This window comes from Gemmatimonadota bacterium, from assembly GCA_009835325.1.
GTDB lineage: Bacteria > JAAXHH01 > JAAXHH01 > JAAXHH01 > JAAXHH01 > JAAXHH01.
Window position 1 is genome coordinate 59,834 of the sequence record VXWP01000091.1, and the last position, 16,726, is coordinate 76,559.

Annotated in this window: 14 protein-coding genes; all 14 read left to right on the forward strand. The window is 57.0% G+C overall.

Annotated features, from left to right (window positions below):
* Window positions 1–66: 66 nt before the first annotated feature.
* The 14 genes from F4Z81_13035 (at window position 67) to F4Z81_13100 (ending at window position 16,650) form a co-directional block, all read left to right on the forward strand.
* The gene (locus F4Z81_13035) at window positions 67–2,469 is read left to right on the forward strand and encodes an FtsX-like permease family protein (GenBank protein ID MXW05973.1); all 2,403 of its coding nucleotides are present in this window, start codon (window positions 67–69) and stop codon (window positions 2,467–2,469) included.
* Between the two features lie 47 nt (window positions 2,470–2,516).
* On the forward strand, window positions 2,517–4,919 hold the full coding sequence (locus F4Z81_13040) for an FtsX-like permease family protein (GenBank protein ID MXW05974.1): 2,403 nt from the start codon (window positions 2,517–2,519) through the stop codon (window positions 4,917–4,919).
* Between the two features lie 27 nt (window positions 4,920–4,946).
* Entirely contained in the window at window positions 4,947–7,343 is a 2,397-nt protein-coding gene (locus tag F4Z81_13045) for an FtsX-like permease family protein (GenBank protein ID MXW05975.1), read from the forward strand.
* A gap of 20 nt (window positions 7,344–7,363) precedes the next feature.
* Entirely contained in the window at window positions 7,364–8,230 is an 867-nt protein-coding gene (locus F4Z81_13050) for a hypothetical protein (protein MXW05976.1), read from the forward strand.
* 85 nt (window positions 8,231–8,315) lie between these two features.
* On the forward strand, window positions 8,316–8,846 hold the full coding sequence (locus tag F4Z81_13055) for an adenine phosphoribosyltransferase (protein MXW05977.1): 531 nt from the start codon (window positions 8,316–8,318) through the stop codon (window positions 8,844–8,846).
* A gap of 206 nt (window positions 8,847–9,052) precedes the next feature.
* Entirely contained in the window at window positions 9,053–9,943 is an 891-nt protein-coding gene (locus F4Z81_13060) for an LD-carboxypeptidase (GenBank protein MXW05978.1), read from the forward strand.
* 66 nt (window positions 9,944–10,009) lie between these two features.
* Window positions 10,010–10,924, forward strand: coding sequence for a hypothetical protein (locus F4Z81_13065; GenBank protein MXW05979.1), 915 nt, complete (start codon window positions 10,010–10,012; stop codon window positions 10,922–10,924).
* 39 nt (window positions 10,925–10,963) lie between these two features.
* The gene (locus tag F4Z81_13070; protein MXW05980.1) at window positions 10,964–12,070 is read left to right on the forward strand and encodes a beta-lactamase family protein; all 1,107 of its coding nucleotides are present in this window, start codon (window positions 10,964–10,966) and stop codon (window positions 12,068–12,070) included.
* Between the two features lie 32 nt (window positions 12,071–12,102).
* Window positions 12,103–12,552: an NUDIX domain-containing protein gene (locus F4Z81_13075; GenBank protein MXW05981.1), complete on the forward strand. Its 450-nt coding sequence runs from the start codon at window positions 12,103–12,105 to the stop codon at window positions 12,550–12,552.
* Window positions 12,468–13,127, forward strand: a complete 660-nt coding sequence (locus F4Z81_13080) for a GNAT family N-acetyltransferase (GenBank protein ID MXW05982.1) — start codon at window positions 12,468–12,470, stop codon at window positions 13,125–13,127. Before F4Z81_13075 ends, F4Z81_13080 begins: the two co-directional genes overlap by 85 nt.
* Complete coding sequence (locus F4Z81_13085; GenBank protein ID MXW05983.1) at window positions 13,124–13,477, forward strand: tRNA-binding protein; 354 nt, start codon at window positions 13,124–13,126, stop codon at window positions 13,475–13,477. Before F4Z81_13080 ends, F4Z81_13085 begins: the two co-directional genes overlap by 4 nt.
* Before the next feature lie 12 nt (window positions 13,478–13,489).
* Entirely contained in the window at window positions 13,490–14,773 is a 1,284-nt protein-coding gene (locus tag F4Z81_13090) for an aminotransferase class V-fold PLP-dependent enzyme (protein MXW05984.1), read from the forward strand.
* Complete coding sequence (locus tag F4Z81_13095; GenBank protein ID MXW05985.1) at window positions 14,770–15,597, forward strand: cysteine hydrolase family protein; 828 nt, start codon at window positions 14,770–14,772, stop codon at window positions 15,595–15,597. Before F4Z81_13090 ends, F4Z81_13095 begins: the two co-directional genes overlap by 4 nt.
* Before the next feature lie 15 nt (window positions 15,598–15,612).
* Window positions 15,613–16,650, forward strand: a complete 1,038-nt coding sequence (locus F4Z81_13100) for a polysaccharide deacetylase family protein (protein ID MXW05986.1) — start codon at window positions 15,613–15,615, stop codon at window positions 16,648–16,650.
* Window positions 16,651–16,726 lie beyond the last annotated feature (76 nt).

Genomic DNA, 16,726 nt, shown 5'->3' on the forward strand with positions numbered 1-16,726 from the left:
TAGCAAATCCGCTCGTTATTGTCAGCAATTCCTTTCCGGTAACCGCACCTTCGACCAGAGGTGCCTGTGATATACCATTATCTCAGAATCGCCCTGCGTAATCTGATCCGGCAGCCGGGATACAGCAGCATCAACATACTCGGGCTGGCGATCGGCATCACGTGCTGCATGCTGATTTTGTTGTATGTCCAGCACGAATTGAGCTACGACCGATTCCATGAGAAAGCCGATCGGATCTACCGGGTAGTAAACGGCAACTTCGCACGCACACCGCCCGCGTTGGGACCGGCGCTCAAAGACCAGTTCCCGGAGGTTGAGGAATCTGTGCGGATGCGTGGCACAACGAATATCTGGATGATGTCCCATGGGGAGAACTCGTTTCTGGAAAGCGATGTCTATACGGTGGGAAAAAACTTCTTCAGCATCTTTTCCTTTCCACTTACTCAGGGCGATCCGGAATCCGCGCTGGACGACTACGCGTATCCTGAACGAACAATCGTCATCAGCGAACCCATGGCGGCCAAACTCTTCGGCGATGAGAATCCAATAGACAAGTATATCCGCGCGGATGACACGTACGACTTGCGTGTGACAGGCGTTATGGAAGCGGTTCCGTCCAATGCCCACTTCACCGCCGACTATCTTGTCAGCGAGAATCTCAATATCGAAAACCGTCGTGATCGGTATGCAACGGCCTGGTTCGGTGCGCAGCACTACACCTACATACTGCTGGCAGAAGGAACGACTTCTGCAGAACTGGAGGCCAAGATCGCCAGGTGGGTAGATACCTATGAGCCTCTTCAGCAGCTCGTGGCCCGCGGCGTGGCCTTCAGTCCCCGGCTGCAGCCGATGACCGATATCCATCTGCGTTCGCACCTGGAACGGGATATGGCTGGCCACAGTGATATAGGCTATATCTACGTTTTCACGGCTGTGGCGTCTTTTATCGTGCTCATCGCCTGTATCAACTTTATGAATCTGGCCACGGCGCAGTCCGCCGCCCGATCCAGGGAAGTGGCCATTCGGAAAACCGTCGGCGCCCGGCGGGGCGAGTTGTTGATACAGTTCATGGGCGAGGCCATGCTTTCGGCCGGCCTGGCCTTCATTTTGTCCCTGGGTCTCTTTTCGGCCATCCTGCCCTGGTTCAACACGCTGGCGGGTAAAGCCATACAGATCAGTTACCTTGACAACCCGGAGATGCTGCTGTGGCTGTTGGGCATCGCGATCTTTGCAGGTCTTTTATCCGGAAGCTATCCGGCACTGTTTATCTCCAGATTTCACCCGATCCGGATCTTCAAGGATGAAATGACTCGCGGCATGACCGGTTCCCTGCTGCAAAAAGGTCTTGTAGTGGTACAGTTTACACTATCGATTCTGCTGATCGTCAGCACCGCGATGGTGTATCAACAGCTGGATTACATGCAAAGTAGACACCTGGGATTCGATAAGGATCAGGTCGTCGTTATTCCACTCGTCACAGGTGTGGATCGACAATTCGATACCTTCAAGACCCAACTTTCTCGGAGCCCGCAAGTTCAGGGTATTACTCGATCTGTGCTGATGCCGGGACGCATGGCCAGTTCCGCTATGATTCCTTCCTTTCCGACCCGTCTGGCGGGTCAGCCCGAAGAAGACCTGATCGGGATACCCGCCTTGTATGTATCTACCGGTTTTGTAGAGACCCTTGGCCTTGAATTGCTGGCCGGGCGCCCGTTTTCCAGGGCGTTGAACGATGATTCGAATAACGCGGTGATCCTGAATCGATCCGCGATTGAACGAATGGGCCTGACCGTTCCGGAAGAAGCCGCAAAAAGTCACATACAATACAGAAGGAGCCCGCCCGTCAGGATCATTGGCGTCGTGGAGGATTTCCATATGCAGAGCCTTCATGACGCGGCGGGACCTATGCAGTTGAGGCTCTTGCGCCGAGGCGGCGGTCAGTCGGCGATACGACTGCAGGCACGGAATATACCCGATGGAATCAGTGCGATCGAAGAAACATGGGCTTCGGTATTTCCTCATTACCCCCTGGCCTATTCGTTTTTGGATGAAGATTTCGAGCGACTGTACCAGTCGGAGCAACGCACCGCAAATCTGTTGGGCGCTTTCAGCATACTGGCCATCTTTATCGCGTGTCTGGGCCTGTTTGGCCTGACTTCGTTCGCCATCCGGCGGCGAACCAGGGAGGTCGGAATCCACAAGGTAATGGGCGCTTCCGCGACTCGCATTGTATACATGCTATCGAAGGATTTTCTCATACTGGTTGCGATGGCCGTGCCGGTCGCCTGGGTCCTGGCCTACTGGGCCATGAGCAACTGGCTGCAGAACTTCGCGTACCGGGTCGATATCGGTCCCGGGTGGTTTCTGATTGCCGCTTTCCTGGCACTGGCCATCGCCCTGGTTACGGTCAGTGTAAAAGCAGTCACCGCCGCGATGGTGAATCCTGTGGAGACCCTTCGATCTGAATAGGGTCGGCGAACCGTAACGAACTGACACTTCAATCATGTAATGCACATATGATCCGCAACTACCTCACGGTCGCCCTGCGCAACCTCCTCAGGCAACCCGTCTATTCCCTCATCAATATCGTCGGACTCGCCATCGGCATGGCGGCATGCATGCTGATCGTGTTGTACATCCAGGACGAGCTCAGCTACGACCGCTATCACCCAGACGCGGATAGGATTTACCGGATCGTGGACGATATCGAAAGCGGCGGGCAGACCATCCGGACAGCGGGATCGCCCTTGAGCTGGGCGCCGGCACTGAAGCAAGACTATCCCGAGGTCGAGCGGTTCGTTCGGATGCGGGGTACGGCCTCTTCCTGGCTGTTTCATAAAGAAGAAATGCAATTCTATGAGAAAAAAGTCATCTGGGCGGAAGACGGCTTGTTCGACCTGTTCGCTATCCCCCTGGTCGCCGGAGATCCGAATACCGCGCTGGTAGAGCCCTTTACGATCGTCATCTCGGAAACGATGGCGGCCAAGTACTTCGGCGGTGAAGAATCCATGGGGCAGGTTCTGGGCGTGGATAACACCTACGATTTCAAGGTCACCGGGATCATGCGGGACCTGCCCGCCAATACCCATATGCGGGCGGACATGTTCACCTCCTATTCCTCCCTCGCCACCATCGGCAGTTACTACCGGGAGAACTGGGAGGTTCATGACAACTTCTACACGTACATCCGGCTAAGTGAAAACACGGATCCGGATGATCTCGAAGCGCGGTTCCCGGACTTCCTCGAACGATACGCCGGGGACAGATACCGCGAATCGGGCGTCGTGCTGAGGCCGTCGCTGCAACCCGTCGTCGACATCCACCTTCACTCTCACCGGGAAAGCGAATTCGAACCCAACGGCGACATCCGCTTCGTGGTCCTCTATACACTGATCGCGTTCCTGATTCCGCTGATCGCGTGCATCAACTTCATCAACCTGGCCACGGCCCGATCGGCTATGCGCGCCCGGGAAGTGGGCGTCCGAAAGGCAATGGGCGCCAACCGGACCCAGTTGCTGGGGCAGTTCCTGGGAGAGGCCGTCGTCATGGCGGCGCTCGCCATGGTGATTTCGTCTATCCTGGTGCAGCTCGCCCTGCCCGCGGTGAATGCGATTGCCGCCAAGGAACTGATTTTCCCGCTTTCGAACGGGCTGGTGTTGACGGTGCTTGCATTCGGTGTGATCGTTATTGGATTGGCGGCAGGAAGCTATCCGGCCGTCTATCTCTCCGGGTTTGCGCCCACCGAAGTATTGAAGGGCAACCTTGAAACAGGTACACGGGGACTGAATCTGCGAAAGGTCCTGGTCGTCGTACAGTTCGCCATGTCCATCTTCCTGCTGGTCAGCACGGCGATCATCTACGATCAGCTCGAGTATATCAGCACCAAGCGGCTGGGCTTCAACAAGGAACAGGTGATGGTGCTTCCCATCACGGGTTCCACCCAGCGTCGGAATACGCCCGTACTGAAAGAACGATTGGCCCAGTTGCCCGGTGTACTGGGCGTAGCCACGGCAAGCGGGGTACCGGGAATGCGGGTGATCCCGATCATGGCGGTCCGGCCCGATGGCATGGCGCCGGAAGACCACCTCATGATGGCCACGCTACAGGTGGACGAGTCCTTCCTGGATGTCCTGGAGATCGATCTGGCTGCCGGACGGAACTTCTCGACGGACTGGGGGACGGACTCGACCACCGGCTTCCTGCTCAACGAGTCGGCCGTTCGATACCTTGGATGGGGCACGCCGCCGGAAGCCATAGGCAAACCGTTCGCGTGGCTGCCTTTCGGCGGGAAGAAAGGAAATGTAATCGGCGTGGTAGAGGATTTTCATCTCCGTACCATTCACGAGGAGATCGAACCGATCGTTATTCTAACGAGTACCTATCACATTTTCGTGCTCATCCGACTCGAACCCGGACGGATTCCCGAGACCATCTCGCGCATCGGGGAGGCATGGCGAAACGTCGATGCCGGCTTTCCCCTGGAATACACCTTCCTGGACGAGGATTTCGACCGGCTGTACCAGGATGACCGGCGGCTCGGCGAGGTTTTCGCGATCTTCGCGGTACTGGGCGTCTTCGTGGCCTGCCTCGGACTCCTCGGACTGGCTTCCTATTCGATTCAGCAACGCACCCGGGAGATCGGGATCCGCAAGGTGCTCGGCTCATCGGTCTCCACCATCGTCATACTGCTTTCGAAGGACTTCATGAAATATGTCCTGCTGGGCAACCTGATCGCCTGGCCGCTGGCCTACTTCGTCATGACGCGCTGGCTGCAGAATTACGCATACGCCGCGTCGCTCGATTTCTCCTGGTTTCTGACCGGGGGCGTCGTGGCTTTAGTCATCGCCTGGCTGACTATCGGGGCACACGCGGTAGCGGCGTCGAGGAGGAATCCGGTGAACGCGTTGAGGCAGGGGTGACGGACCAGCTAAGCGAGTAAGTCCATCATGTTCAAACACTACTTTATCATAGCCGTCCGGAATCTAACCAGGTACAAGAGCTACGCGCTGAACAATATCCTGGGTTTGACCATCGGGTTCGCCTGCGCCCTATCGATCCTCCTCTACGTCCAGAACGAGTTGAGTTACGACCGCTACCACGAGAACGCGGACCGTATCTACCGGATCGTCGAAGGAAGCGACGTCAAGACGCAGCCCCTGCTCGGTCCGGCGCTGAAGGAGGAATTCCCGGAAGTCGAACGCTTTCTGCGCATACAGGGTACCGCCGGCATTTGGCTCATGGCTTACGGGGACAAGGTATTCTATGAAACCGACGTCGCCTGGGCCGACGAGACCCTTTTCGAGCTGTTCTCGTTTCCGCTGCTCAGGGGCAACCCCGAAACCGCCCTGAAAGATCCTTTTTCCGTGGTCATAACCCGGTCGACCGCCCGGAAGATGTTCGGGCCCGAAGACCCCATGGGGCAAATCATTGTCGCGGATAACGGTTTCGCCAATCTGCGCGTCACCGGTGTCATGGAGGATATGCCGGACAACTCCCATTTCAAAATGGATTACTTCGTGTCCCTGTCTACCAGTCCGCACGTAGGCAATCCGAGGGCGCTGATCCGCTGGAGCGTGCGATATTTCTACACCTATCTATTGCTGACCGAAGGTCACCCGGGAGCGCTGCTCGAGGACAAGCTTCCCGCGTTCGTGGACAAGCATATGGGCAGTTTTCTGGCGTCTACAGGGGGCAGCTTCGAACCGTATCTGCAGCGGCTTACCGACATCCACCTGCATTCTCACCTGGAAAACGAATTGGGCGTCAACGGTGACAGCACCTACGTCGCTATCCTGCTGGTCGTCGCGGGATTCGTCATCGTGTTGACCTGCGTGAATTTCACCAATCTTTCGACCGCGCGCGCCAGCGTGCGCGTCAGGGAAGTGGGGTTTCGCAAAGTGGCTGGCGCGCAGAGGTGGGAGCTGATCCAGCAGTCCATCGGCGAAACGATGCTGCAGGCCTTTTGCGCCTCATTCTTGGCGGTGATCATCGTATGGCTGATCCTTCCCAAGTTCAACGACCTGTCCGGCAAACAGCTTGCATTGGTGATGCTGGATGATCCCGCCTGGTTCGCTTCCTGGTTGGGGTTGACCGTACTCGTGGGCTTGCTTGCCGGCCTCTATCCCGCGGTATTCACTTCGGCTATAAAACCGACCGGCATGCTGACTGGAAACCAGCCGGTTCATCGCCGGCAGGACTACCTGCGAAAGGGTCTGGTCACGGTACAGTGCACGATCTCCGTCGCCCTGATCGTCGGCACCCTGGTGCTGCACCAGCAGCTGAGCTTCTTGCGAAACGTCAAACTTGGATTCGAGAAAGAGCAGGTAATGGTCATCCCCAGCGGTATTCGCGATATTGAAGAAAGCTTTCCCGTCTTGAAACAGGCGCTGCTGCAACATCCCGGCGTACTGAACATGACGGATGCCAGCTCGATGCCCGGCGTCGCCGGCAGTCAGGGGTTTATCCGTTCGATGACCGCGGAAGTCTTTGAGGGTGCCGGTACCCATCGGATCGACCTTGGATACATCGAAACCGGGTCGGATTTCGTCGAGACGCTGGGTATCGAGCTGCTTGCCGGCCGCAGCTTCTATACGGGCGAACAATCAAATTCGGATTTGGGGAAAGTGATTTTAAATGAAACGGCAACCAGGGCACTGGGATGGGTCACGCCGGAAGAAGCGATAGGCAGGCAGGTCATGCTGAATAATGAGTACAGAGTGGATGTGGTCGGTGTAATGAAAGACTTTCACGTCAAATCGCTGCATCAACCGATCCGGCCGCTTGCGCTTCTCCATTATACGTACGGCACCACGTTTTTCGCGGTGAAGCTGAGTCCGGATGATCTTGAAAACACGTTAGACAACATCCGGGATACCTGGGCATCGATACTCCCAGCGTTCCCGTTACGGTATTCCTTCGTGTCGGACGATTTCGACCGGTTGTATCAAGCCGATCGCCACTTCGGGCAAGTGTGCGGGATCTTCACCAGTATCGCCGCGTTCATTGCCCTTCAGGGCCTGGTCGGCCTGGCCTCATTCGGCGTCGGACAGCGCATAAAGGAAGTCAGCATCCGAAAGGTCCTGGGCGCCTCGGTTTCCCAGGTCCTCGTCCTGCTGTCCAGGGAGTTCGTCGTGCTGATCGTCATCGCCAACGCCATAGGGTGGATGCTGGCGTACTACGGACTGAGTTTCTGGCTGCAGCAATTTGCCTATCGAGTCGATATCAGCGTCGACACCTTTGTGATGGTCGGTGTCCTTAGCCTGGCGGTGGTCCTGGTTGTGCTCGGCTACCGCGTCATAAGGACGGTCACGTCGAACCTGGCGGACGTACTGCGAAAAGGGTGATGGGGAAGGTGGTCTGACAGATGAACGTAACTTTTCTCGGAACCGCGGCCGCGCCTTCGATGCCGATCCCTTTCTGCGTCTGCAATGTCTGTATGGAAGCCAGGAGGATTGGCGGCAAGAACCTCCGCAAGAGATCGTCGCTGGTGATCAACGATGATCTGCTGGTGGACATCGGACCCGACATTGCCACGGCGTCGTTCCAGTACCGGATCTCGCTCACCGGAGTCGGCATATGTCTTCAAACGCACCCGCACGCCGACCACCTGGACATCGGTTTCATCCTCGCAAGGCATGCCGAATACGGGACGACGTTATCAGGCGAATTGTTGCTTGGAGGTGCTGACGAGACGCTTCATGCGATCGATACGCTGGTCCGCCAACAGAGTGCTTACGAGAGCATTTTCGACCAGGAAGCACGGTCTGCACTGAAGTTGAAAACCCTGTCTATTACGCCCTTTGAAGAATACCGTTTGGGAAACTACCGCGTTACCGGATTTCCCCCCAACCACGGCGATGATCAGGGGTTTCTGCTTTACTCAATCGCGCTGGGAGACCGGGCCGTGTTCTATGGTACCGACACGTCGGTGCTGTCCGAAGCGGTCTGGGAACACCTTCAGCGAGCACGCAACCGGTTTGACGTGGTCATTCTCGATCATACCTATGGAATCGGCTTCGAATCCAGGCCGTCGGACCATCTCGCTGCGAAGGATGTCGCCACCCACGCGGATCGTTTTCGAGAGAACGGACTGCTTAAGGACAATGGTGTGGTATACGCGACCCACCTGTCCCACGAGGGAAACCTGGAACACGATGCATTGGACGAATACGCCAGGGAGTATGGCTACAGGGTGGCCTATGACGGATTGAGGTTGGAGTTGGGCGGCTGAACATGCAGCAGGAACATGCCACCGGTCACCCGCCCACGGACACCGGCCCACGGCCGCCCGATCATCATACCGAGAGATCCAAAGCATGAAATGGGACTATTACCGCCCTCACATAGACCGGAGAGTTCCCGGCAACAAAGTAGACCTGACGCCCCTGTGTAACGAACCGGAAGTCCGCAGGAACCTGATTCTCGATCTCGCTCGACCGTTCCGCAACGTCGACCTGGACAAGGTGGCGAGTCCGGAATCGCTGGGATTCATCCTGGGCAGCGCGGTAGCCCAGCGGCTGAACCGGGGCTTCATTCCTTTCCGAAAAGGAGGGGAACTTCCCGTCCATCGTCAGCACAGGTCGAGGATCTCATTCATAGACTACACGAATAGAAAGAAGACCCTGGAGGTGAATAGAGACCTGATTAAACCCGGCGAACGCATCCTGATCGTGGACGATGTGATCGACACCGGTGCCCAGGTCAAGGCCATGATCAAGCTGATCGAACGTCTAAAGGGTAAAGTAGTGGGTGTTTCGGTGCTTGTTGCGGACCGAAGCCGGAAGACGGAACATCTGATCGACAAGTACAAGGTGCATGCCATTCATATGGCGCTAGTATGTGAGTAACATGTACGCGCTGCACCGCCACAGCAGGATCTGTACTCATTTTGCCGAGGCCGAGGTAACTTCGCGCACCTATCGCGTGGATTGCGTACGACGAATTCGATTTAGATAGGAGGGCAGCACAGTTGGAATTGACCAAACCTAGAGCCCTATCAGCAGGATCTAGAATCGGACTAGTTTCGCCGGCAAGGGCAATACCGCTTACGCACATGGATGAGAGCATCACCGCCGCACGAAACCTGGGCTTCGAGCTTGTTGTCGGCAAATATGCTCGCGAAAAGGTAGGGTATTTCGCGGGAACTAACGAACAACGTGCGGCCGATCTCATGGCCATGTTCCAGGACGACACGATTGAGGCAATCTGGTGTATACACAGCGGCATAGGCGCCGAACGGCTGTTCCCCTGGTTGGATTTCGGGATTATCAGGAAGAACCCAAAACTACTCATCGGTCACAGCAATATCGATCAACTTCATTTCATGCTTCACAGACACGCCTTTCCGTGGAGCGTTTGCTTTCATAATCTCACGATTTTTCGTCACCATAAACCAGATGAGATGGAGCGGGAGATGGACTGCTTTTACAGAATCATTCGGGGCCATGGCCGTCCGTGGGATTTTCCGCTCGAGGGCCTCAACCCACCAGTAGAACCATTAGTGCCGGGCCGTATACGGGCTCCGATTACTGGAGGAATTGATATCAACTTCACGCTGGGTACGCCCTGGGAGGTTGATTTTGAAGAGAAAATAGTTGTACTTGATCTGGCTGACAGGAACATGCTGTGGTCTGCTTGCCTCACGCAGTTGAATTATGCGAACAAACTTCGCGAGGCCGCGGGGTTTATCATCGTGGCTCAAACTGCTCGGGGAGAGGTGCCCGAGTGGGGTAACGTAATGGAAACGGGTCTGGTAAACGACAAACAAACCTTGAGAAGCTTCCTGGACGAGTTCATCGTGCCATTGAACAAGCCGACGCTAATGAACGTTCCCATGGAGCACTCGAATGGGGCTTTACCCATTCCCTATGGGGCCGAAGTTGAATTGGATGCCGACGAGAAGCGCATCACGGTGCTCGAAGACATTGTTCAGCGCAGTTCCTGAATGTGCTATAGCTTCGGTCAATGTTTTCTTTGTGGTTGCATATCTGGTAGTGAGGGAATACACGCCATGCAGTCAGAAGAGAGTCACGTGAATCACGTCGAACCGGACGACGTCCGACTGGTAACATCCGATATAGACAACTTCTGGCGGGTATACGATAAATCGGAAGGCATGACTACGGACGAGAAAGTCGAAATCTTGGAAACGGAGTACCTGGCGAAAGGCAGCATCGGTCTCAGGGATTTCGTGAAACTCCATATACAGGATGCCAAGATACTGGTAAAGGCCATAGAGGCCATGCCGAAGTACTACGCCTCCATCAGGGCAAGCTCAAATCGAGTTATGGAGATGACAGATCGGATTCGCGGCTATATGCACGCGTGGAAGGACCTCCATACGGAAGCCGTTTTTCCCGATGTGTACTTCGTTATAGGTAGAATGATGTCCGCCGGAACTTTTTCGCCGAATGGGCTGCTCATCGGTACCGAAATGCTAAGTTGTACGGACGATCTACCAGAAGAAGAACTGTCACCGGTGTACATAAACCTTGTAAAACCGATTGAGTACCTGCCCTATGTGGTTATTCACGAACTAATCCATCCCCAACAGCAATACGATTTTGATGGCAACACGCTTCTGGGCCAATCCTTAACGGAAGGGGCGGCCGATTTCCTTGGAGAACTTGCCAGCGGCGGGTTTCTGAACCAACTTCAGCACAATTACGGAAGGATCCATGAATCGGCGCTTTGGGATGAGTTTTCCAAAGAAATGCTTGAAGACAACATGAAAAACTGGCTCTACAACTATTATGAAGATCTAGGTGATCGACCACCTGATATGGGTTATTTCATGGGTTACAGAATATGCGAATCATACTACGAGAAAATAGACGACAAACGACAGGCCATTCGAGATATACTGGCCATCAAGGATGGTCCCGATGCGCTGCGATTCCTGCAAGAAAGTGGATACGGTCAATAAGTATCGAGATTCTGTAGTGTCTCGTCTAGAAGGGGCAACGTGACGTCAAAATCCAATAAGACACTCGGCCAACTGGTGTCGCTTCTGGAAGAACGCATCCCTCGGATAATGCACGAAGCCAATGTTCCAGGGCTCTCGATCGCGTTGATACAAAATGGGGACACCGCATGGACGCAAGGCTTCGGCGTAATGAACGCGGAATCACGTGAGCCACTAAGTCCGGGAACTGTTTTCGAAGGCTGTTCATTGAGCAAGCCAGTTTTCGCCTATGCTGCACTTAAACTATGCGAATCGGGACGAATGGCACTGGACAAACCACTTTCCCAGTACCTGTCCGAGCCCTATGTTCCCGATGAGCCCAAGGTTCAGATGATTACGATGCGGCAAGCCCTCGCACATACAGCCGGTTTCCCTAACTGGCGTCCGGACTGCTGGGATGCGGAAGGATGGAATCCTGAAGGCAAACCACTGCAATCTTTTTTCGAACCTGGCGAGCGTTTCAGTTATTCCGGTGAAGGATACATGTACGTGCAGCGTGTGTTTGAGCATGTAACTGGACAGATTGGTGAATCTTACATGCAGTCTGAGTTGTTTAAGCCGGCAGGAATGAAGTACAGCACGTATCTATGTACATCGGATCAGGTGCCTGGCATGGCAACCGGACACGATGAACACGGGAAACCGGTAAAAAAGCAGTTGTACCGGTCCATGTGTTCCGCCGCCAGCCTTCATTCGACGCCTTCGGACGTCGCAAGAATCTTGTGTGCATGTATGCGTCCGGACCCTGACGCTTCGTGGCATATCGATACCAAGTTGGCGAAGGAAATGACCACCGCACAGGTCCCGGTAAACGATTCTGCTTCATGGCATGACAATTGGCCAGATGTCCCGATAAAGGATGATCCGTTTGTTTCGTGGGGACTTGGCTGGGCCACCCAAAACCATAATGGGCTGAAAGCTATCTGGCATTGGGGTGACAACGGTCCCTTCAAGGCATTTGCTTTAGGATATCCTGAAGAGGGGACAGGTATAGTGGCCATGGCCAATGGATCGAACGGTTACAAACTCTGGTCCGCGTTGTGCAGTATGGCATTGGGCGGCGAGTACCCCTGTATCGACTGGCTGAATAGGGTGGTGTATAGCTGAACGGATCATAGACACTCCGAGCGAAACGATTTATGACCGCCGAAACCGATAATCAGCACGTTCACATCGGCGCCTACGCGCTGTGCCGCGACCCCTCGAATCGCCTGCTCCTGGTTCGCGCGACGGCCGGTCTCGAGGACGGAGGCCTGTGGACGATGCCCGGCGGCGGAATCGAATGGGGAGAGCATCCGGATGCCGCGTTGTGCCGTGAGCTGGAGGAGGAGACGGGACTCGTAGACATCAAGGCGTACCACGTGGCCTCCGTGTATTCGCATGCTTACGAAGGTCGGACGGACTGGCAGGGCGATCCGGTACATCACATCGGGATCGTCTACGAGGTTGAGCTAGCGACGTTCGACTTGAGACCCGAAAGGGAAGGATCGACCGATCACTGTGAGTGGCTGACCGAAAGCCGGGTACGGGAGCTGCCTCTAGGACCGCTAGCCGAGTTCGCGGTCAAGCTGGCATGGCCAACAAAATAGCGACGGGTTATCTTAGATGGCGGGTTACTTTGATGATTGAATTGCGTGGTAAGAAAGTGGTGTTGCGGACCATGGAACGGGCGCATTGCCGCTTCCTGTGGGAAAACTACGAGCCCGTGGAACCCGTGCCGACTGAACCGGTCAGGCCGGGTCTCTCGGTCGAGGGATCGGAAAAATGGTTTGAGGAGATCCAGGAAAAACAGGAAAAGAGTCAAATCTACCTGGGTATCTTCGATGATGAAGGCAACATCGTTGGCGACATACAACTGTCCGGAATCGACTGGAGGAATCGCACCGCGAGCCTCGGTGCCGGCATTGCACTTAAAAAAGACCGGGGCAAGGGATACTGTACGGATGCCGCCGTCGTCATGCTTCGGTACGGATTTGAGCACCTGGACCTGCAAAGGATTTCGGCCGCGACAATGGCGAACAACGCAAGCGCCATCAGGGTGCTGGAGAAGGTCGGGTTTGTGCAGGAAGGACGGGAACGAGAGGCCGTGTACTGGTCCAATCAGCGCTGGGACAGGATTGTGTTCGGCATTTTGAAACCGGAATTCGAGGCCATTCAATCATGAAACCTGCTCCGATTAAAGAAACCATCTCTTTCGAGGATTTTGAGAAACTCGACATTCGCGCCGGTACGATCACCGCGGTCGAAGATGTGGCCGCATCGAACAAACTCGTGAAGCTGACAGTCGACTTCGGAGACCATACCCGGTCGATCCTTGCAGGAATCAAGCAGGAACGGTCGGACCCGAAGGAAATCGAAGGCAAGCAAGCCCTCTTCGTGGTGAACCTGGCCGAGAGGAAGATGGCCGGTGAAGTCTCCCAGGGCATGCTCTTCGACATAGGGTATGCGGACGAGATTAAACCATGCCTGTTGGTACCCGAATTACCTGTGCCGGACGGCGCAAGGGCGGGTTAACGCGAACAAAGTATGAATGGAGACGGCATGACGTCCGAAACAGTATCCGACCGGGTTGAGCGCGAGCACGCACGCTACGGAGCCGCCACCCAGCAGGATTCAGGCGGTCCCCTGCCACAGCCCTTTCCCCGCGAGATCGGTCCCCGCGCCATGGATTACCTGGCCGAAGTCGTCGATTCCGGACTGACCTGCGACATGGTGGGCCGGTTCGAGTGCGCCTTCGCCGAGGCCAACGGCGTCGCCCACTGCATCGCCACACCGGGATGTACGCCGGCCCTGGCCGTGCTGGCGGCGGCTTTAGACTTCGAACCGGGCGACGAGATCATCGTGAGCTCGGTCAGCGACTTCGGCACCGTGCAGGGAGTGATCAGTGCCGGCTACATCCCCGTGTTCGCCGACACCGCGCCCGGAACGATCAACGTGAGCGCCGAGACCATCGAGACGTGTATCTCCGATCGAACAAGGGCGATCCTCGTCGTGCACCTCAGCGGCCTGATCTGCGACATGGACGCCATCAACGACGTCGCCGCCCGCCACGGGTTGGTCGTCTACGAGGATGCCTGCCAGGCGGTCTTCGGCCGCTACAAGGGCCGCTATGCCGGCACCCTGGCGACGGCCGGGGGGTTTTCCTTCGACGCGGAGAAGACCATGGGCTCCGATGTGGGCGGCTGCATACTCACCGACGACGATGCGCTGGCCGAACGGGCACGGTTCATCGGCCAGAGCAGGGCCGGGGAAATGGTCGAGCACTTCGGGCGCGTGCACACCGCCAACGGATTCGCCCACCGCATGACCCAGTCCACCGCGGCGCTCAGCCTGGCCCAGCTGGAGATCATCAAGCCGCAGGTGGAGAAACGCGATCGCATGATCCGCCTGTTGAGCGTGCTCCTCGACGAGATTCCGGGCATTACGGCATTGCCGATCCCACCGGAGACCGAAGTATACTCCTGCTGGATGGCTGGATTCACCATCGACCCGGACCGGTTCCGATGCGACGTGGAGGAATTCGGGGCCCAGGTGGCGGCAGGCGGCATCCCGGGGGCGAGCCCGATGCGCTACTATCTGCTGCCAGTGGCCCTGCCCTTCCTGAACGAGTCGGCAAAGCACCGGCGTTTCCCCTATTCGCAGCCGCCGGCATCCCGCACATACCGCTATGACGCGGAAAACTGTCCGAACGCCCACGGGATACTGGAACGCTTCATCCGCTGGAGCTCGTTCTGCGACAAGTACGAGCCCCGCCACTGCGAACAGGCGGCCGCGATCGTGCGCCGCGTTGCCGACAAGAACCGGCGATGAGTGAAAACGACGGACCGGCGATGGATGAACACGCAGGAGATCACGCCGTGGAGAAAACGCTCCAACTCGACGCCCGCTACTACCGTTCTGTGCCGACGGACCGTGCGGGATACGAGGAAGTCACCCTTTTACTGCCCGTCGAAAAGACTGCCCTGATCGGCCTCCACTGCTGGAACATCGGCTGTCCCGACGGTCCGCCTACGGACGCTAACTATTGCGTGGGTATGGGCTGGCCCCAGCCGACGGTGGAGGCCGCCCGCATCATGGCCGAAGTCATCCGGCCGGCCATGGACCTGGCCCGTTCGGTCGGGATGGCGGTCTGCCACGTCGAGACGGACTGGATGGACCGGAAGTACCCCCACATCGAGTCACGGCGGTCGGACGGGCCGGCATCCGTTCACCCGGTCAGGCGGGAGCTGTTCGAACGGGCCCACGGTGTCGACTACATGGAGCGCTCACCCCTGGCGGAAATGCGGCGTGCCGAAATCGTCTCTCCGGTTGGAGACGAGCCCCTCGTCTTCTACTCCGACACGCTGGACGAATTCCTGCGCGGACGCGGCATCGAGACGCTCATCTACATGGGGTTCGCGACCGACATGTGCCTACTCGGCGCCGAAGGCGGCGCCCGGCACATGCTCGCGCGCGGATACCGCTGCGTAGTGATCCGGGACGGAACCGTCGGCGTCGAGTCGCCGGACACCTTCCCCCAACGACTCGCGACGAACTATGGGCTCCACATCTTCGAGTGGACCCTCGGCCACGGCTGCACCTTTGCGCAGTTCCAGCAGGCTGTAAAGCAAGTCCAGGACGATCGGTCCAACTGATGTGAGTCACGCACCATGAGCCTGAGCATCTGTCCCTGGAAGTACGGCAAGCGCTGGGTTTACTCGATCACCTACGACGAGGCCCTTGCCGACCTGCATCGATTCGCCATTCCCATGCACGAGGAGTACGGCATCCCCGGCCACGTCGAGGTCGTCGTCGGCCAGTTGGGCGAGATCCGGAACATCGGCAATTCCAGTTTCAACGGCTATCGCCATATGAACGCGGATGAACTGCACGACCTGCTCGCCCGCGGCTGGGGCGTGGGCAATCATTCGTGGAGCCATGAGATCATCACGCCCGAGATGGTGGATAAGGAGATTGGCCACGCCAAGCTGGTGCTGGAGGAAGCCGTCGGTGAGTCGATCATCCTCTACTGCTCGCCCGGGGACAACACCAACATGGCCGACCACGTCCTCGAAGCCTGCCGCCGCTACGGCTATCTGGGCGCCATGAGCCTGACGGACGCGCTCAATCTACCCGGAGACGAGCTTTTCTGGATCAACCGCACTCCACTGCACGACCACTACTACCCGCCCTTTTACAGTGCTTACGATCCATTCCGGAACATCCGCCAGGCACAGGAAGTGCAGGGCTGGCTCATCGACTACTGTCACTGCCCTTTGGAAACGGCCGTCCATCCCAACAAGGACTGCTCCGAAGCCCAACTCAGGCAACGCCTTGAAACGGTCCTGGCCGAGGGAGGTGACGCGGTTTGGTGTGCAGTGCCCGAAGAAGCCCTCAGTTATCACCTGGTGCGGCGTCACGCGCGGGTCGAGACGGTGGAAGACGGCGAGGCTGGGAATGGCGGCACCGACTCCTGGCACACCGGAGCACAACGCTACCACATAGGCCTGCTGGAACTGCCCGAACGTGTTCCATACCGCAGTCTGACCATGGAAGCCGGTGTCCCGCCAGCCTGGTGCCGTGATCCACGCGTCGTGGTGGACGGCGTGCAACTGTCAGCAGAAGTCGTGCGGCCCGGTGTGCTGCGTTTCACGACGCCAGTGCACGACGGAACCGTGGTCGAGTTGTGCGAACCGCCGAGACCCTGACCGGAATCCAGGCTCACGCGGGCACTTGTATCAAACATCTCGGCAGACATCAACAAGTCGGCATTGAACAGGAGAG